Origin of the sequence: Paenibacillus sp. J22TS3, from assembly GCF_018403205.1 — a bacterium.
Lineage (GTDB): Bacteria > Bacillota > Bacilli > Paenibacillales > Paenibacillaceae > Fontibacillus > Fontibacillus tuaregi.
The window spans coordinates 68,961-87,116 of record NZ_BOSF01000011.1; the positions used below are offsets into that span (position 1 = coordinate 68,961).

Annotated in this window: 18 protein-coding genes; 12 read left to right on the forward strand and 6 right to left on the reverse strand. The window is 45.0% G+C overall.

The features are described from left to right. The first annotated feature begins 216 nt into the window (after window positions 1–216). From KJS63_RS24370 to KJS63_RS24380, 3 genes are all read left to right on the forward strand, one after another. On the forward strand, window positions 217–606 hold the full coding sequence (locus KJS63_RS24370; RefSeq protein ID WP_213621458.1) for a DUF1259 domain-containing protein: 390 nt from the start codon (window positions 217–219) through the stop codon (window positions 604–606). Window positions 607–946: 340 nt separating this feature from the next. After that, the gene (locus tag KJS63_RS24375; protein ID WP_213621459.1) at window positions 947–1,321 is read left to right on the forward strand and encodes a BlaI/MecI/CopY family transcriptional regulator; all 375 of its coding nucleotides are present in this window, start codon (window positions 947–949) and stop codon (window positions 1,319–1,321) included. A gap of 6 nt (window positions 1,322–1,327) precedes the next feature. Further along, complete coding sequence (locus KJS63_RS24380; RefSeq protein WP_244862758.1) at window positions 1,328–3,067, forward strand: M56 family metallopeptidase; 1,740 nt, start codon at window positions 1,328–1,330, stop codon at window positions 3,065–3,067. Between the two features lie 606 nt (window positions 3,068–3,673). Here KJS63_RS24380 and KJS63_RS24385 read toward each other — a convergent pair. Next, a complete protein-coding gene (locus KJS63_RS24385; RefSeq protein WP_213621460.1) occupies window positions 3,674–4,180 on the reverse strand; it encodes a phenolic acid decarboxylase in 507 nt (168 codons plus the stop codon). A 42-nt stretch (window positions 4,181–4,222) separates the two neighbouring features. After that, window positions 4,223–5,182: an NmrA family NAD(P)-binding protein gene (locus KJS63_RS24390; RefSeq protein WP_213621461.1), complete on the reverse strand. Its 960-nt coding sequence runs from the start codon at window positions 5,180–5,182 to the stop codon at window positions 4,223–4,225. Window positions 5,183–5,305: 123 nt separating this feature from the next. On the opposite strand from KJS63_RS24390, the gene KJS63_RS24395 reads away from it, so the two are divergent. Beyond that, window positions 5,306–6,187, forward strand: a complete 882-nt coding sequence (locus KJS63_RS24395; protein WP_213621462.1) for a LysR family transcriptional regulator — start codon at window positions 5,306–5,308, stop codon at window positions 6,185–6,187. Window positions 6,188–6,527: 340 nt separating this feature from the next. After that, window positions 6,528–7,820 carry an arsenic transporter gene (locus KJS63_RS24400; protein ID WP_213621463.1) on the forward strand — a complete coding sequence of 431 codons (1,293 nt, stop codon included), beginning with the start codon at window positions 6,528–6,530 and terminating at the stop codon, window positions 7,818–7,820. A 209-nt stretch (window positions 7,821–8,029) separates the two neighbouring features. Here the strand turns inward: KJS63_RS24400 and KJS63_RS24405 are convergent, their stop codons facing one another. Both KJS63_RS24405 and KJS63_RS24410 read right to left on the reverse strand, forming a co-directional pair. Beyond that, the gene (locus KJS63_RS24405) at window positions 8,030–8,680 is read right to left on the reverse strand and encodes an MBL fold metallo-hydrolase (RefSeq protein ID WP_213621464.1); all 651 of its coding nucleotides are present in this window, start codon (window positions 8,678–8,680) and stop codon (window positions 8,030–8,032) included. Window positions 8,681–8,707: 27 nt separating this feature from the next. Next, a complete protein-coding gene (locus tag KJS63_RS24410) occupies window positions 8,708–9,910 on the reverse strand; it encodes a multidrug efflux MFS transporter (RefSeq protein WP_213621465.1) in 1,203 nt (400 codons plus the stop codon). A gap of 289 nt (window positions 9,911–10,199) precedes the next feature. On the opposite strand from KJS63_RS24410, the gene KJS63_RS24415 reads away from it, so the two are divergent. Then, the gene (locus KJS63_RS24415) at window positions 10,200–10,802 is read left to right on the forward strand and encodes a TetR/AcrR family transcriptional regulator (protein ID WP_068613061.1); all 603 of its coding nucleotides are present in this window, start codon (window positions 10,200–10,202) and stop codon (window positions 10,800–10,802) included. A 294-nt stretch (window positions 10,803–11,096) separates the two neighbouring features. Here KJS63_RS24415 and KJS63_RS24420 read toward each other — a convergent pair whose 3' ends face one another. Beyond that, window positions 11,097–11,684, reverse strand: coding sequence for a uracil-DNA glycosylase (locus KJS63_RS24420; RefSeq protein WP_213621466.1), 588 nt, complete (start codon window positions 11,682–11,684; stop codon window positions 11,097–11,099). Between the two features lie 205 nt (window positions 11,685–11,889). On the opposite strand from KJS63_RS24420, the gene KJS63_RS24425 reads away from it, so the two are divergent. The 5 genes from KJS63_RS24425 to KJS63_RS24445 all read left to right on the forward strand — a co-directional run bounded on the left by KJS63_RS24425 (window position 11,890) and on the right by KJS63_RS24445 (window position 15,964). Further along, complete coding sequence (locus KJS63_RS24425) at window positions 11,890–12,582, forward strand: DUF421 domain-containing protein (RefSeq protein WP_213621467.1); 693 nt, start codon at window positions 11,890–11,892, stop codon at window positions 12,580–12,582. 129 nt (window positions 12,583–12,711) lie between these two features. Further along, a complete protein-coding gene (locus tag KJS63_RS24430) occupies window positions 12,712–13,086 on the forward strand; it encodes a MerR family transcriptional regulator (protein ID WP_213621468.1) in 375 nt (124 codons plus the stop codon). After that, on the forward strand, window positions 13,083–13,844 hold the full coding sequence (locus tag KJS63_RS24435) for an SDR family oxidoreductase (RefSeq protein ID WP_213621469.1): 762 nt from the start codon (window positions 13,083–13,085) through the stop codon (window positions 13,842–13,844). Before KJS63_RS24430 ends, KJS63_RS24435 begins: the two co-directional genes overlap by 4 nt. A gap of 370 nt (window positions 13,845–14,214) precedes the next feature. Next, the gene (trxA, locus tag KJS63_RS24440; RefSeq protein WP_213621470.1) at window positions 14,215–14,526 is read left to right on the forward strand and encodes a thioredoxin; all 312 of its coding nucleotides are present in this window, start codon (window positions 14,215–14,217) and stop codon (window positions 14,524–14,526) included. Window positions 14,527–14,551: 25 nt separating this feature from the next. Further along, window positions 14,552–15,964 (forward strand): DHA2 family efflux MFS transporter permease subunit, encoded by a 1,413-nt coding sequence (locus KJS63_RS24445; protein WP_213621471.1) that lies wholly within the window; start codon window positions 14,552–14,554, stop codon window positions 15,962–15,964. A gap of 192 nt (window positions 15,965–16,156) precedes the next feature. On the opposite strand, the gene KJS63_RS24450 is transcribed toward KJS63_RS24445, so the two are convergent. Further along, the gene (locus tag KJS63_RS24450) at window positions 16,157–17,131 is read right to left on the reverse strand and encodes a helix-turn-helix transcriptional regulator (protein ID WP_213621472.1); all 975 of its coding nucleotides are present in this window, start codon (window positions 17,129–17,131) and stop codon (window positions 16,157–16,159) included. A gap of 127 nt (window positions 17,132–17,258) precedes the next feature. Between KJS63_RS24450 and KJS63_RS24455 the strand changes: the two genes are divergently transcribed. Further along, window positions 17,259–18,152: an alpha/beta hydrolase gene (locus KJS63_RS24455; protein ID WP_213621473.1), complete on the forward strand. Its 894-nt coding sequence runs from the start codon at window positions 17,259–17,261 to the stop codon at window positions 18,150–18,152. Window positions 18,153–18,156: the final 4 nt, after the last annotated feature.

Genomic DNA, 18,156 nt, shown 5'->3' on the forward strand with positions numbered 1-18,156 from the left:
TTCCATAACAATATTGAACGATCCTGCCCGTGGAACTTGATCCCGTCAGATATAATGTTCACCCCTATTTGTTACTACCAGTTTGAGGGTGGTTGTCGCTGCCCTTAATTCTTCCCGATCATCAAAATGTATTGTTGCATCACGCATAGGCGATACGCCGGTTCAACCCTCTTCCTGTACTCATACCCTAATTGAAAACAGGGGAGGAAAAGAAGTATGCTGAGCAGCAAATCGCTTTGTGGGCAATTCTCAAGGATTATCGGGGGGCAGCCCGGCTTTGCCGGTGGTAAATGCGTCTCAACGATCAATCTAAATCAAATCAAAGCTACAATTTTGGGGGAAAGATTCCGCGTCACGTCTTCGTTCTCGTTTGAATCCTTCAATAAAGGAACAGGCAGAGCCCTTTGTTTAGGTAGAGCGGCATTCTTAGAAAAAGAAGTCAATCTATTCATCGCAGCGATTCGCAATCAAGGCATAAAAGTGACGTCCGTTCGTAACGAATGGCTATTTGAGCGGCCCCGTTTGATTTATATCAATATTGAAGCAGTCGATAGACCGCTTGTGTTCGCAAGGAAAGTTCGGCGGGCATTAGATGCAATTCACTAAGAAAAGGCTCTGGTTAGCAGAAGTACGGGTGAAGGAGCCTTACGGCCAAGCTATAATAAGACAGGATCTGACCTAACTGAGTCAGATCCTTTTTTGAATCTCCAGATGCTAGGTCACATTGGATGGATATTTTCCGCTATAAAGATTAAATAAGAACTCTTGTCCCGATATCTCCGCTCTTTCTTTTGTATCCAGGAAACCAACCCATTGCATTAGGATTATCAAAACTAAAAGTGAATTTGCTTGACAACGTACTACGGCACGTAGTAAATTCAATTTACTACGCTATGTAGTAAAATAATTGTTATGGACGCATAACAATGTAAAAGAGGTGTACACCGTGAAACATGTTCAAAAATTGTCTGATACGGAGTTAGAACTAATGGAAGTCATTTGGGGTTGCGAGCATCCGGTAACTTCAACCGAATTATTGCAAACTTTCGCTGGCAAGGGTAAAGAATGGAAAGCTCAGACGATCTCTACGTTTTTATCCAGGCTTGTAGAAAAAGGGGCTTTACTTGCTACGCGACATGGCCGGACCAATTCCTATGCTCCCTGCCTTTCACGAGCAGACTACAAGCTATGGGAAACACAGAACGTATTAAACGGGCTATACCAGGGTTCAGTTAAAAATTTAATTTCTGCGCTGTACGACGGTGACAAGCTGTCGGACGAAGACATAGCTGAATTGAAGCAATGGTTTTCGGAAAAGTAGGTGCAGATGATGAATAAACTTCTTGAACTACTTGTCTCGCTTTCCTTTGCAGGAAGCACCGTTGTGATCTTCATTTTCCTGTTGCAGTGTTCTTTGTCTGATGTCTTCCCTACAAAATGGCGTTACGGGCTCAGTAAAATGGCAGCAGCGTTTTATCTGATCCCCATCGTTCTTGGCATACAGCTGATTTCGCCGCTTTTTACATTTCATACAACAACGACAACGGTCAAAAATGTAAGCGAGGTGCCTTCAACTGTACAACCTGCGCTGCCCGGATCATTTCCAGAGTCCCATCCGGAACAGTTCACGCCGGAAGTGTTCGTGCCAGAACCGACCCTTTCGACAACTGTAGCCCTTTCCTTCATCTGCCTATGGGCGATCGGAGTTATCGTTTTTGCCTTATGGCAAGCGTATTGTTATCGCAGATTTTTAAAGAATCTAGAACACACACGTACCTCTGTTCCGATGAACAGCGAAGCAGCTACACAGCTCCTCTCCATCAAGGAAGCTCTTGACCTTAAAAGCAACGTCCGGCTTGCCTATAGCTCCGCAGTTCGGAGTCCGGTTCTTGTTGGTTTATGGAAACCTACCATTTATCTCCCTCAGGAGAATATCGCGAACGTGGATATGGGCATGGTGATCCGTCATGAGTTGATCCATCTAAAACGGAAGGATCTATGGGTGAAGGCATTCCTGCTCGTAGCCAGGGCCATTCATTGGTTTAATCCGCTGGTTCATATGCTTCGCAAGGACATACATACATGGAGCGAACTGTCTTGTGATGCAGAAGTCGTAAAAGAAATGTCCTATACCGAGCGGAAACGCTATGGGGAAACGATCCTGAACGTTATGGCTGGATCTAGGAACTTACCCGTGCAATTTTGCGTGTCCTTATCCGGTGACGGTAAACAATTAAAAAGGAGATTAACATTCATGCTTAATTCGAAAAAACTCAAAAAGAAAACCCTGTATCTAACGATAGCTGCGATGTCTTTGATTGCCGTAGTAAGCACATCGGCCGCGGCGTGGGCTTCCAATAATGCTCCCAGAATAGTTGCAAATGAAGAAAGTCATTCTGCATCTCAAGGTAATCATGAGGTAAAACTTACGGTTGAAAAAGAACCAGAGCAATCTAAGCTTCTCGGCTCTTCTGAAAATGGAAAAGTTAAGCTTTATGAAACAACTGATGGAGTAATTGTGGACGTTAACGGTGACCAGAAAGAATTCGGTTGGAAAGTACTAGATGGTGTATCTAAGCCATGGGTGTACAATGTTGATCTGACAGGTGATGGTAAAGAAGAAGCGGTTATCATTCTTGTTACCGGACATGGCACTGAATTAGATACGAATGAAGCCCACATTATAAACGGGGACAACCTTTCGGAAATAAAGATCCAAAGTGTGGAGGAGATTCTTGCGGATTTAGATACCGAAGTTAGCCAAAAGGGCGGTGATCTGCTAATTAAGGCTAAGGCTCAAGGGAAAGAATACAATTTCAGCAAGAAAGTCAGTGAGTTAGCGTTTATGCATAATTCAGATGGTCAATATGAAAATAAACTTTACTTTGGCAATGTAATTTTAAATTATGTAAAGGATCAGAAACTGACAGCTGATATAGCCGGAAATGTCATACCCGTTCATGGCGTGCTTCCTGATTACGTATGCACTGTCCATATAACTTATAAGTATGATCAAACCCAAAACGAGTTTGTTCCAGATCAAATACAAATTACCTCTGATAAATAAACATCGTACGATATTCGATGTCTTGTAGTACGCCATGCAGTACCCAAGCAGCCGACAAGTTATTTTCCGCCGGAAGTGTCCTGATCTCCAGCGCTCCATCATATCACGGACCTTAATTGTCTATCCTAAAGAGCTGGGGAAGTATAACAGTTCTAAGCACGAATGGGTCTTTATCAACGGCAGCGTGATTGAGCTTGCATACTGGGACATAGATGCGGATTACATGAACTATCAAGGTGCAGAGTATGACGTTATCCGTTGGGAGGAGCTTACCCAGTTTGAGTTAAAGGGAGCATTAAATACAGTTTTACATAGGAAGTGTCATCGGGAGTCTGATCGGCCGCAGGCATTTCTCATCACCTTGAACAGGAACGTTTGTTCCTATTATAAGACACTGACAGGGTTTTTAAAAGTGCTCGCCTCCATACTTAAAAACCCGCTCATTGAGCGGGTTTTTGCCTTTTAAAGAGTGAACTTTCAGACTAATTGTAGAGATTAGACATTTGGAGGACAAAGTAGGCTTCTTTCCTCTTGCATGCGAAGAGGCCGACCCTTATTCTTCTTCAGTTTGACCGAATTATCTCGGCAACTCGTTTTAAGATTTACTTATTTCAATTTTCCTGCACGGATGTCGTCGGTCATCCCTTTATAAGGTGCTTTGGAAATTAGTTCTTGATTGTCAATGCCGGCGTTTTCCAAAAATGTGATATCAGCAAATTCAGGCACAACATGTTTTGGATAAGTTTCATATTTTTCGCGCGATTCTTTCATTAATTCGAGATGATCATTTTGATAACAAACTGTAATTTCTGGATGTTCATGAACCCATTTTGGGAAAAAGATAACGCCGTGCATTCGTTTTTCATTTGGCATAAAGTTTAGGGATACGTCGGTTCCTGTTGGCTCGGTCCAGGATACTTTATAAACGCCCTTTGTTAGTTTTACAATATCAACTTCCTGGTCGCGCACCCAACGGCCCCCAACCATGCCGCTATGGATACGGTAATCAATGGTATGGTCATTCTTGATGTAGATTTCATATTCCCAGCCATTTTCATAAGTATAAATCATATGGCTTCCAACAAAGTCTTTTAAAGCTTCTTTCGGCTGCATATGGATTTCTCCTTATTTAAATAATTGCCTGCTTGAACGGTTTTATTTCATATCCCGCCAGTTTTGGATATTGTTCTCCCAAATATATTTATATTTTCCGATAATATCTCTTGCTGTTTTTGGCTTTTGTCCAGTCAAAGTTTCAATGGCATCAGAATGTACATTTAAAAGCCCTTCTTTAATGCTGGCATCGGTTGTCACAAGATCATCGCCGCAGAATGGAACAGGTGAACGGGAGAAATCTCCGGTAATTTCTCTAGGGATGTGCATCTTTTCCAGGTGTTTGTAATATTGCTCCGCATCTACAGGAATATACTCCAGGTTTCTACCGGAAACTTCTTTAATAAGGTTGCACAAATCCCTTACGGAAACAGACTCCGATCCTACGATATTATAAGCCTCGTTGTCTTTGGCTTTTCCTAGCAATGCTGCGGCTGCGGCTCTTGCACAATCATCTTTGTGAACTAAGGTAGCCCGTTCTTCGCCGGCGGTGCTCAACCATTTATTGTCGGACATTAGTGCCAACATCGTATACATAGTCAGATAGTTTTCCAAATATAAGTTGTTTCTCATTGCGTTGTAGGTAATACCTGTTGACTTTAAGTAGTTTTCAGTTGCTGTATGGTCTGGAGTAACAAATACGTGAGCGTAATTAGGATCTGTTGCACCGATAAATGAACTATACGTGATGTGGGAGATTCCTGCTTTGATTGCCGTATCAATCGCATTTTTGTGTTGTTGGACTCTTCTGCCTACTTCAAGGCCAGAGACAATATAGATGCGGTCACCATCTTTGAATGCCCGTTCCATGGATGGAATGTCATCATAATTGATTTCAAAGATTTTGACTCCGGCATTTTCCCAACGTTGAACCGTGTCTTGAGGAATTCTGTCTTTCTTCATACATGTGAAGGTTAAATTGTGACCATCTACTTCTGCGAGAACCGTTTCTGCCACACGGCTTGCTAGTTGACCATCTACACCTGTTACAATATAACGCATGTTTACTCCCTCTTTCCTAGTGATAACTTTCACAAGGAAAGAATAGCATAGGTTGACACTGGAGTGAAATTACCCTATGTTATGATTTATAAAAAGGATTTATTACTAAAAAGGGTGTTTCAAATGAATATTCAGCAATTAAGGTGTTTTGTTTCTCTTGCTGAGACACTGAATTTTTCAACAACGGCTGAGAAATTAAATTTGACACAACCTGCTGTAAGCCACAACATCAAAAGTTTAGAAAATGAGCTGGGAATCATTTTATTTGTTCGCAACAAAAGGACTGTTCATTTGACTCTAGCCGGCAATAGCTTTTACGAGGATATGGAAGGACTTCTGTTTAGGTTAGATCAATCCATCAAGAAAGCAAAGCGGCTTTCGGAAAAATATGAAAGCACTTTGGTTATCGGATACACGGAGACTGTTTTTGAGAAGAAGGTCTTGCCGGACATTATTAGACGGTTTAAGGAAAAATACCCGCAGATTCAAATTCAGTTGAAAAAGTCTAATCTGACTAGGGAGAAAGAAGATTTATTAAACCAAAAGTTTGATATCATATTTACTTCGGAAGATAATTTGGGGAAAGACATAGATTTTTGTTTTTATCCGGTGCTTCAAGGGACCTATGTTTGTGTGCTGCCCCAAAATCACCCTTTCGCAAATGAAAGTGAGCTGGATATCGAACAGCTAAATCATCAATCGATCATTTTATTTGACGAGCACCAATCCCCTCCAACCCTAAAAAGGATGAACAGGAAAATTACTGAGAGTTGTCCTGATTCCATTTATACCTATGGAGACACCATAAATACAGTACATACCATGATAAAAAGTGATCTTGGCGTTTCGGTTCTGCCCGACTTTGTGATTGGAGAGGATAGCGAGATCGCCTTTGTTCCTTTAAGCTATAGTGAAGAAGTGGTTTATGGTCTTGCTTGCCTTAGAAGCGAAGAGCGTTTAGAAGTGAAACGCTGGATTTCAACTATAAAAGAGTTACTTAATTAAACCGAAATCTCAACCGGGCAATGAGAATTGTCCGGCAGCTAGGCTGTAGGATTGCAGTTCGCGGTTTTGTATAAAATCGAAGACCCTGCTGACTTATCATTGCTGGCAGGGTCTTTTTGGCATTCGGGGATTTAATTGCAGTCATGGTTGGTTTAGCTTATCCAAGGTTTTCTTTTCGAAATAATAGCTTAGATATTATATAGTTATTAAGATCATGGCTTTACTTTATGAAAAAGAGCTATGCGGTTGTAATATCAGCCAACATATGCGGAAACTAGAGGAGGCGACTGGTTAACGAAGCCAATGATTGCTGCATTTGAGTTTACAACAGGAGGAATATATGGTTTACACTGCTGCACTTATTTTTTTGATTACTCTTCTTCTAGTTATTTGGCAGCCTAGAGGGCTTAACATTGGATGGTCTGCGCTTGGGGGTGCTGTCCTTGCCTTGGTATGCGGGGTGGTAAGCTTTAAGGATGTCCAGGATGTCACCTTAATCGTATGGAACGCTACTTTGACCTTTGTGGCCATTATACTAATCTCGCTGATTCTAGAAGAGATTGGCTTCTTCGAGTGGGCTGCGCTCCACATGGCACGAGCCGCCAAGGGAAACGGGATAAGAATGTTTATCTACGTGGTCGTTCTAGGAGCGGTGGTAGCTGCATTATTTGCCAATGATGGGGCAGCATTAATATTAACCCCGATTGTCCTAGCTATGGTTCGGGCACTGAAGTTTGATAACCGAATGATCCTGCCTTTCATTATGGCCAGCGGATTTATTGCGGATACCACTTCACTGCCCTTCGTAATTAGCAACTTAGTTAACATTGTGTCTGCCGACTATTTTAATATTGGGTTCATAGAGTATACGGTTCGTATGTTTGTACCCAATCTGTTCTCTTTAGGAGCCAGTATTCTGGTGCTTTATTTATTATTCAGGAAGAGCATTCCAGGTAAGTATAACGTGGATGAGCTGAGAAAGCCTAAGGAAGCCATTAAAGACCTGCGTATGTTCAAATTGTCATGGGTTATTTTGGGTGTACTTTTAGCGGCGTATTTTTTAAGCGGATTTATTTCTTTGCCCGTATCTCTTTTTGCTGGAATTGCTGCGATTGTCTTTATCTTGATGGCTAGAAATAGCGAAGCCGTCGAGCTGAAAAGTGTGATTAAGGGTGCGCCATGGAATATCGTCGTGTTCTCTGTTGGAATGTATGTTGTTGTATACGGCTTGCGAAATGTTGGTTTAACGGACCGATTAGGGACACTTATTGAAGCCATGGCGTCTCAGGGGTTATATGCAGCTACGCTTGGTATGGGCTTTTTGTCGGCTGTGCTTTCGTCGCTTATGAACAATATGCCTACGGTAATGATTGGTGCATTAGCGATTAAAGGAACACATGCGGAAGGTGCAATTCGGGAGGCCTTTGTATATGCGAACGTCATCGGCTCGGACCTTGGGCCCAAGATTACACCTATTGGTTCTTTGGCGACCTTGTTATGGCTTCATGTTTTGTCCAGCAAAGGCATTAAGATTACGTGGGGGTACTATTTCAAAATCGGCATCATTCTGACGATACCAACTTTGTTCATTGTATTAACCGGATTATATATATGGCTTCAGTTTATTTCATAACAATAAAAAACTTGTATAAGTTGAACTTAAAAGTTACCCCTAGACAAGTTATAAAATGCCTCTGTATAAGCAGCGCGTTCGCCTTTGTGATTATGGACCAGTTCCGCAACGTTCGTGTAGTCAAGGGGATTACTGATTGTTCTCTTTAAAACAATTTGCCCGTCGTCACTGACACTCTGTCAGGTGATAACGGGCAATTAGTTATGCTTCTATTCATACTGCATAGTAACGACGCCAGCATATTGGGCAAGGCTTTCTTTGGTTACGTTCAACGTCTTTACGTCTGTTGTCCGTGTCCCAGCAGCTTCAAGGAATTTGTCCACCTTATCGAAAATGATCCTTCCGAGGATCCCCAAAGCCTTCGTGCTATAATGCATTGGAATTGTTACGGTCGCTTTCAATTGACGCATCACTTGAGCGGCTTCCGGCCCATCAAGGGTCATCCTTCCTCCTACGGGTACGATGAGAATATCCACTTTGCCGATATCTTTGACTTGTTCTTCGGTAAGCAGATGCCCCAGATCCCCGCAATGACAGATCGTCAGTCCGTCCATCCGGAAGCGGAAAATAATATTAGGCCCTTTTTTCTGACCGTTCACCTTATCATGGAAGGTCTTGAACCCGCTAATGCTCACATCGCCGCGGCTGTATTCTTTTGGCTCGTTCACAAGCAAGTAATCGCCTGATGCGGCGTTAACTTTATTGTGATCGCCATGATCATGCGTAACCACGACAATATCCGATTCAACCGGAACCGGCATGCGGTAGCCAAGAAACTTAAAGTAGGGATCGATGAGAATTCTCGTTCCGGCATCCGAAGTCAACAGAAATGAAGAGTGGCCGTACCATTTAATCTGCATAATCAACATACTCCTTCAGTTAAGTTATTAGAATGATAACCGTTTGCCCTCAAGCTTCTTATACACTTTAAAATAAACCCACACCGCATTGATCAGCAGCAGCGCTCCCGTAACTATAAACACATATCTACTGCCTAGTAAGGCTGCCACCTGGCCGCCTAAGATGGAACCTCCAAATACGCCTAAATACCCTGCTGACATGCTGAAACCAAACACTCTTCCCGTAATAGCAGACGGCGTAATCTTCTTGATCAAAATGTTGACAGATGGGGTCAGCCCAGCCGCTGTGAGTCCTAATAGGAAACGAAGGATCATTAACTGCCAGGGACTGCCCACGTAGGCTTGCGGAATGAAGATGATTCCTGCTGTGATAAGAGAAATCAACATCACCTTATGCGCCCCGATCCGGTCAGACAGCTTTCCCAGCCTTGGAGCAGCAACGATATTTGCCAGTCCCGAGGCCGAGAACGTGATTCCCGCGATTAGAGCAACATGACTGAGATTGTGGGACAACTGCGTAATATAGACGGTGAGGATCGGCTCAACCGAATATAACGCCACAGATAATACAAAGAAGGTCACGAATAGGGTGATCGTCAAACTCTTCTCGGGAATAAGAGTCCAGATCGCTTTGGCGCTCTGCACTTGTTTATTCTCACGTGTGAATGTTTCCTTTACGAATAAGGCGGTTGTAATGAAGGCGATCAGCAGCAGCAGGCCTGTTATAAAAAATACATTTTGCGTACCGAAGTTTTCCTCCATAAAACCGCCAATCATGGGTCCGAGCAGGGAACCGGCAATGCCTGCTGTTGACAGGGTGCCCAGTGCATAACCTGCGTGTTCCTTATCCGTCTGAGTTGCAATTAATGTCGTACAGGCTGTGCTGTACCCGGTTATTACTCCTTGCAATAATCTGAGCCCAATCAATACGTACACATGATGCGCAAAGCCCATGCAGCCGATCACGATCGCCATGCCCAGGCTTGCCCGCAATAACATAGGCTTGCGCCCGAATCTATCGGCAGCCGCACCCCAAATGGGGGAGAAGATAGCTGAGATGATGAAGGTAACGCCAAAAGCAATTCCGGAGTATCGGGCAACTGTACCTGGATCAGTCACACCAAGATGTTTGATAAAAAGCGGCAATACGGGCGCAATCTGACTCATGCCCACACCGGTTACAAAGATCCCAAACCAGCAAACGATTAAATTCCTTTTCCAAATCGGCATAGAAACAAGCCTTCTTTCTGCCTTCTGTGTTACGGGGATCCTGCCTTAACGTTGCCTAATCGCGGTCAGCAACCGAAAGCGTATAATCTCGATCCGCCGCTTCCCGCAATGTCGATAACATGACACCGCTTGTAGCAATTCCGTTAGGGGTTGGCTCTTAATTGTGCGTGTGTTGTAAGCACTTTTTTAGTATGATAACATTAAGCGGAGACCTCTCCATTTGATATTAAACGGAGATGTCTCCGTTTGTCAAGGAGATGAACCATATCAGGGTAGGAAGTGATATATCGTGTTTAATTTAGAGCCGCCGTCATCTCGGGCTGAACGTCGCGATGCGGCGGAGAATCGTCAACGTATATTGGATGCGGCACTTCGGCTTTTTGAACAAAATGGGGTCGAACAAGTCAGCATGAACCAAATTGCCGCGGAGGCGCAGATCGGTCCAGGAACGCTTTATCGCCGCTATCGCAATAAAAGCGAACTATGTCTCGATTTAATGAAAGAGAATATCGTTCTCCTCTTCGAGAATATCGATGCGTACTTGAAGCAGTACCGGACAGATCCGCCAAGCCAGCGGTTGAAAGGGCTTCTCGACTTGTTTATCCAGTTTAGGGAAAAGAAATATCAGCTGCTTGCAGGAGTTGAAGAATCCGCACCAACCAATCGATCTAGATCGCGATCGCAGAGCCCTCTATATGCCGAACTGCATCAGCTGTTGGTTGAACTATTCAACGAAATGGCAGTACCCGGACAGCCCGTGCCGAACAGCGTTTTCAAAGCGGATATGCTTCTAATGGCTTTAAGCAACGATTCCTATTCCTTTCAAAAAGACGAGCGCGGTTATTCTCCCGAGATGTTCCTGGAACAGATTTGTTTAACATTCCATTTGTAGCCGTATGTATGCTCGTTTAATGTCCGTTAAACAGACGCTTGGCTCAAAAAAACGGCAGTCTGAACGTAGAAGTTCAAGACTGCCGCTTTTTATTGTCCCGTTAAATCCAGCAAAACTTTTATATGTTGACATATCCGTTCCATAACGGTGAAGACGAGGGCGTCTGGCGATCGAAAGAGAGGTACCAAGCTGCCATCTTTCCGCAGCAGTTTGAACGGTTCTAATAAAAAAGCCGTCAATTGGGATACGATTTCCATGCTGTCCCTAACGGGAAGTCCTCAAAAAAGCAGCATGCTATGTCCTGCCATGTTGAATCTCCTGCCACTTCATTTTCAAGGCTTTCAAATCTTCTATGAAGAGCCTAAGTAGATTAGGCCGTCTTCTTACTGCCAGCGGGTGATAGGTGAAGCTGATGGGCATACCCTGAAATTCATACCAGCCGCCGCGTAATTCCTTGACACTGGCATTTTCCTCATCTGGAAATATGGATTCCGCTACGACATTACCGAATCCAAATAATACAAGCGGCTGCTTCTGAATGAGCTGCAGCTGTAGGTGGGGGAGACACGCCGCTCTGGCCTCGGGTTTATTGTAGGCGCGCATCGGCCGGCATTTTAGCAGATAGGTGACATAAATATCGTTCACATCTATTCCGGCTTCCCTCATGCCGAATTGGAGGGTTTCCCGGGTACCGCACAGAAAAGAATTTCCCTCCCGATCCTCCCGGGCTCCGGGATTATCCAGAATCATCATAAGCGGAGCCTTCGGATTTCCTTCTCCCCAAATGACACGATTCCGCTGCTTGGATAGTTCGCAAATTTCGCAATGCTCTATACCTTGGGGCGCTTGTTCCTCCGGCAGGATTACATAGGGATGATCCATGTTCTTGTCGTGCAGCTCCTTCCTTTCACACACAATGAATCTATATAAGTTGAACTTGAGAATTACTCATAGGCAAGTTGTGAAATGATTCTGGAGAAGCTTATATAGCATGCCCAACCACAATAAAAATTTGCCTTTAAACAAAGAATAACCGATGGAAGCGAGGGCCAATATAAAACCATCTGTTATACAAGGGGCTCGGCACATGACGTATGGGGAAATTTTATTTCGTACGGCAGCATCTTTTATTGCTCTACTCGTATTGACACGTCTATTAGGTAAGAAACAAGTCGGACATCTAACGTTTTTCAATTATGTTACAGGGATCACTTTCGGCTCCACCACGGCGGAAATTATCGTCAACAGACACATCACGCTGCTGCAAGGAATATCAAGCCTTGTCTTATGGTCACTCTTGGCATTCATCATTGCATGGATTGGATTGCGCTCTGTCAAAGTGCGTGAGATTCTCGACGGCCAGCCTACGATTCTTGTCAAACAAGGTAAGATTCTGGAAAGGGCATTGGCTAAGCAGCACCTCAACATTGACGATTTAAGCATGCTGCTTCGGAACAAGGATATCTTCTCACCCGAAGAAGTTGAATTTGCCATCCTAGAACCTGACGGTCAACTCAGCGTGTTGAAAAAAGAAGAGCTGCTTCCCGCAACAAAAAAGGATATACAAGCAGCCACTACGCCTATTCACAGAATCCCAACTGAGCTTATTGTTGATGGTAAAATCGTAGAGAACAATCTGATGAAGATGGGTGTCTCCGGTGCCTGGCTGGGCCAGCAATTAAAGAAAGAGGGCATTCACTCTTTGGACCAAGTATTCTACGCAGAGCTCCAATTGGACGGGACGCTGTATATCGACAAGTATCAGGATTCGAACCCATAAATAGATCTGTCCGCACTGAAGCAGCAACTCAAGTTCTCTCATGAAACTTCCCTGTTGACTTAAACCATAGTTTAAGTTTTATGATTAATCATGTCGACAATCAAAGTGTTAGAACTTGGAGGACTCCACATGAAGTATTATTCTATCGGCGAAGCTTCAGCCAAATACAATATTCCCGAATCAACTTTGCGTTATTATGAGAAAAAAGGATTGCTGCCGCTAATCGAGCGGGATCATGCGGGCAGGCGCTTATTTTCAGAACATCAAATGGCGCTCCTTCAGGCTGTGATTTGCTTGAAGAATACGCACATGCCCATAAGCCATATTCGGCAGTATATGGCATGGATCGTAGAAGGAGAGGCCACGATTGAGCTCCGGCTGGACATGATGAGAAAACATAGGCAAAGAGTTCTGGATGAGATTGCATTGTTGACCGAATACATGCCGGGAATCGATGCAAAGATTGATCGCTATATTCAACAAATTGAGGAGGAACGACCATGAAGCTTACAGGTAACACAATCCTAATTACCGGAGGAGGCTCCGGCATCGGGCTAGCGTTTGCAGAACGGTTCATTAAAGCTGGGAATCAAGTAATTGTTTGCGGCCGACGCGAAAATGTACTTCAACAGGCTGGGGAGAAAGTCCCCAATCTCATCACTCGTGTATGCGATTTGGAAATAGAATCCGAGCGGGTAGCGTTGTTTGATTGGGTAACTGCGAACTATCCGGACGTGAATGTGCTCGTGAATAATGCGGGTATTCAACTGCGTTATAATGTGCTTAAAGCGAATGTAAGAGACAATTGGAGCTATTTCAGTAAGGAAATCACTACAAATCTTGAGGCTGCTTGTCACCTGTCCCTGCTGTTCGCTCCTTATTTTGCGGCAAAAGAATCCGCTGCGATCATGAATGTCACATCGGGGCTGGCGTTTACACCGTTTGCGATAGCTCCAATTTACTCCGCAACCAAAGCCGCGCTTCATTCATTTACTATTAGCCTAAGACACCAGCTTTCCGAAACGGCTGTCGAAGTTATTGAGGTTGCTCCTCCGGCGGTAAATACGGATTTGGGAGGGGCAGGACTGCATACGCAAGGAGAACCGTTAGACGCCTTCGCGGATGGGATTTTCAACGATTTATCTGAGGGTAAACAGGAAATCGGGTACGGTACTTCTAAGGCCCGCTTACGCATGTCCCGGGACGAGATAGATTTGTACGCAGAGAAGATGTATCAGTCAACGAAAAACCTGATTGAATGACTACAATAATGAATGGATACTTCTTATTTCATAATATCGGCATATGAAGAACAAAGCTCGCCGTAGAAACGGCGAGTTTTTTATTCCCCCCTACAGAGGCCAGTCTGATTGTCTTGTCTTATTTCTTGGCAAGGGTTCCCGCCTCTCTCTGGCAACGGCCGCAAGAATTAATGTGTTGACAGGAGGTAACATAAAATATATTATAGACCCATAAAGTCTACAATTGTTTGTAAACTTTATTCTGCAAATTATCTAAGGGGAGGATGAAAAAAGCATTTGACTTGAGACTGTCAGCACAAATTTTTTTAGTTATATAACGGATATTAGGAATCCATTGTATCCATAAATAAATGAAGGGATGATCATAATTTTGGCTATTCAACATGCAACAGATTCTACATTTCATGATCTGCTTTTGACAGAAGGCGTAACCGTAGTGAATTTTTGGGCAGCTTGGTGTGGACCATGCAAAATGTTTGCTCCCGTCCTGGAGGAATTTGAAAGGGAAGCCAATGACTCGATTCGAGTGATTAAAGTGAATGTAGATGAGAATCCGATTACGTCTGACAATTTTCAGATCATGAGCATACCGACGACCATTATATTCAAAGACGGTAACCCGATTCATAAAGCACCGGGGGTATTGCCGAAACATGTTCTAACTCAGCTAACAGCCTCCTAATAACGAAGAAATGGTGAGGCAGGTTATGAAAAGAAAACCCGTAATCATTGTCGCTTCTCTAATCATCGCAAATTTTCTGGCACAGTTAATGCAAACCATGCTGAACACGGCTTTGCCCCAAATGATGCTTGACCTTGGAATTCAGGTCAATCGGGCGCAATGGCTGATCACCGTCTATCTTCTGGTCTCGGGGATTGTTATACCTGTGACGGGATTTCTGATCGGAAAATACTCAACGAGAGCCCTGTTTTTCGCTTCGGCTGGGGCGTTTACGACGGGGACGCTAATTGCCGGCTTCTCCGCTGACTTTGTATTGATCCTGAGTGGACGGATTATTCAGGGTATTGGCGCCGGATTGCTGGTGCCGGTGTTCCTGAATACAATTATCATGGTGTTTCCAAAGGAAAAACTCGGGGCAGCGATGGGGCTGGCCAGCCTCATTGTAGGACTCGCACCTGCACTGGGTCCAACGATTTCCGGCTTCGTGATTCAGAATCATTCCTGGAGAATCTTATTCTACGGAGTTGCGCCCGTTGCGATCGCGAACCTGTTTGTTGCCTATTATGGTTTGGAAAATGTCTGGGATACGCACAAAGCGAAATTGGACTGGAGATCTATTCTCTATTCGAGTTTAGGCTTCGGCAGCCTGTTGTATGGATTTAGCATCCTTGGCGATCAGGGGAGGGGACTTCTGCTTGCGATGGCCATCCTTCTTGTAGGGTTCGTCATGTCCTTCCTGTTTGTGAAACGTCAATTCAAACTGGCTGTTCCTTTGCTTGATTTCAACGTGTTTCGCTACTCGAGATTTACTTATGCATCGATTATAGGCGTAGTCCTATTCATTGTAATGGCTGGGGTGGAACTGCTGCTCCCCATATATGCGCAAAATGTCAGAGGGTTAACGCCTAGAGAATCGGGGGTAATGCTGCTTCCAGGCGCATTGCTTATGGGGGTGTCGGGAATAATTGCGGGTAAGATCTACGATCGTTTCGGCGGCCGCTATTTAATTCGGAGCGCCTTTTTCGGGATTGCTGCCGTAACAGCTTTATTAACGATAGCCTTGTCGGTTCATGCCTCCTATAAAATACTGATTGGATTATATGCCTTACTTATGACCGGGGTCGGTTTTATGATGACCCCAATTACTGCTTTTGCCATGGCGAGCTTGCCGGGCTCAATGATGAAATACGCTTCGCCGATGACGACGGCCATACGTACATTGGGCATGTCGATGGGTGGGGCTCTGCTCATCACCATGGTGACAATTACCGCAGATTATAGCCAAGTTTCTTTTCCGTTCTATATGCATGAGGGAATTCAAGCGGCATTTTGGTCATTAACCTTAGCTGCGGTGGGTGGCTTTATTCTTACTTTCTTTGTTCCTTACGCCACAGGTTCAGCGGAACCGCAAGCTATGGAGAGCCGACAAGCGTCATAAACGTCATAAATAAAAGAGTACGGTAGAGGAGAAGATCTGACGTAACTAAAATCCTCCCAAGTTGCTTAAGGCGGGAATGATTGAATCTATCTCAATAGGCCAGAGTGTTTGATTCAGAAGGTGTTTGAATCGGTGAAAGGGGCTTTTCCGGACAATGGAAAAGTCCCTTAACTTTTTTCTGAAATCAGGAGACTAGGAATTTGGGACATTATACTCTTCGAGAGCACGGACCAGCTTCCTTCTGACAGCTTCTCTTAGTTCTTCCGGTTGGAGCACGACCGCTTCAGCGCCGAACGAGAAGAAATGTTCAGCAAAGAACCGGATTTCTGTGGGGAAGATCGCCATCTGTAGTATGCCTGTGCCATCATCGGAACTATGGACTTCTCCCCAAGGGAAAATCCAGCCTTTATTTCGGAATAACTCAATCCCTTTTGCCGTCAGTTTCACTTTGACATCTACGCTTTCCTGTTTGCTGTAAAAATGAGGTCCCCAGTTCGTTAAATCCACCTCTGCAACGTCCACTGTAGGCGATACCGCTTCAACATCTGCCCAAACGGCCGACCCTATCCGGTCTACCCGGAATAGTCGGAAGGCTTTTCGCAAATAGCAGTAGGCTGGGCAAAACCAATATCCCCCATGGGCATAGATTCCGATGGGTTGAATCGTTCGTTCACTGGTCCCATACTCGGGATTTCCATAATTGATGGTTACGGGCAACTTTCTAATGGACGCCTGGAGCAATATCTCAAGGTAGCCAGCTCGTTCTGGGCGTGTATGTGTAAAGAAGTCGATTCGGTGCCGCATCTCATCGATCTGGCTTTTCACATCATCCGATAAATACCTGTAAAATTTCCGAAGTGCGGATTCTGCAGAGGCTTCGAAGGGAAGCGAACTGAAGTGCCGAAGAGCATGGGAAGCAAAGAATATGGAGAAGGCCTCATTTTCCGTAAATGAAATCGGTGGAAGGGTTCGCTCTGTAAGAACCTGGTATCCACCTCCCGCACCAACTTGAGAGTATAGAGGCACTCCCATTCCACTCAGCTCCTGCAAATCGCGCAGCATGGTTCGGGTAGATACACCAAATTCTTCAGCAAGCTCTTTGACGGTGAATCTCCGCTTCCGATTTACTGCCATCATCAATTCAATCAGGCGCCTCGACTTTCCCATATATATTCACTCTCCCAAGAAATACAGTGACAAGTTTTGTCACAATTATATTATACACTAAGAATAAGCCGGATCGTTGGTGAGATTACGGTAGCAAGCGATTAAAAAAGGAGAAGGAGAATAACATATGTCTAGAGAACAACGTAGAAGTGTAGATGAAATGCTGCGCCGCCCTAAGCCCACCAAGCCACAATCTGTTGAGGAAATGCGTGCGAACTTCGCTGCCATGATGGCAGCTATGAAAGTACCTGAGGACGTGCGGACCACGCCGACGACCCTGGGGAATCGGCCCGGCGTGATCGTTGACCCCGCCCAGGATACCCGTTCAGGAATCATTTTATATTTCCATGGCGGCTCGTATATTATGGGTTCCCCCTACACAGCCATGTCCCTTACCGCGAATCTGGTCAGTAAGACCCGCATCCGGTCCATCTCACTCGATTATCGTCTAGCTCCGGAACATCCATTCCCTGCGGCTCTTGAGGATGCTCTCGCAGCCTATCGTGAGCTTCTGGACAACGGAGCCCAGGCATCGTCTATTGCATTTGCTGGCGACTCTGCCGGTGGCGGCATCGCTGTCTCGACTTGCCTGATGGCCCGGGAAGCAGGTCTGCCGATGCCTGCAGCGATAGCGGCGTTCTCGCCGGGGCTCGACAAGACGCACTCCGGAGCAAGTATGGATAGCAAAGCGGGGCTCGACCCGTTCTTCACCCGTGAAAGCTTTAAAGCCACGGATGCGATGTATCTCGCTGGACAGGACCCGAATCATGAACTCTTGAGCCCTGCCAGGTTCGGTGATCTTACCGGCTTCCCACCGCTCCTGCTGCAGGTCGGAACTAACGAGCTCCTCCTTGACGACTCCACCCAGTTAGCCGACCGTGCACGGGCAGCAGGCGTGGATGTAATCCTTGACGTTACCGCCGACGTCCCACATGTTTTCCAAGCGTTCACTGGCATTCTCGAAGAAGCCGATCAAGCCCTGGACCGAGCTGCGCTCTTCATCACACAGCATCTCAGATGAACAT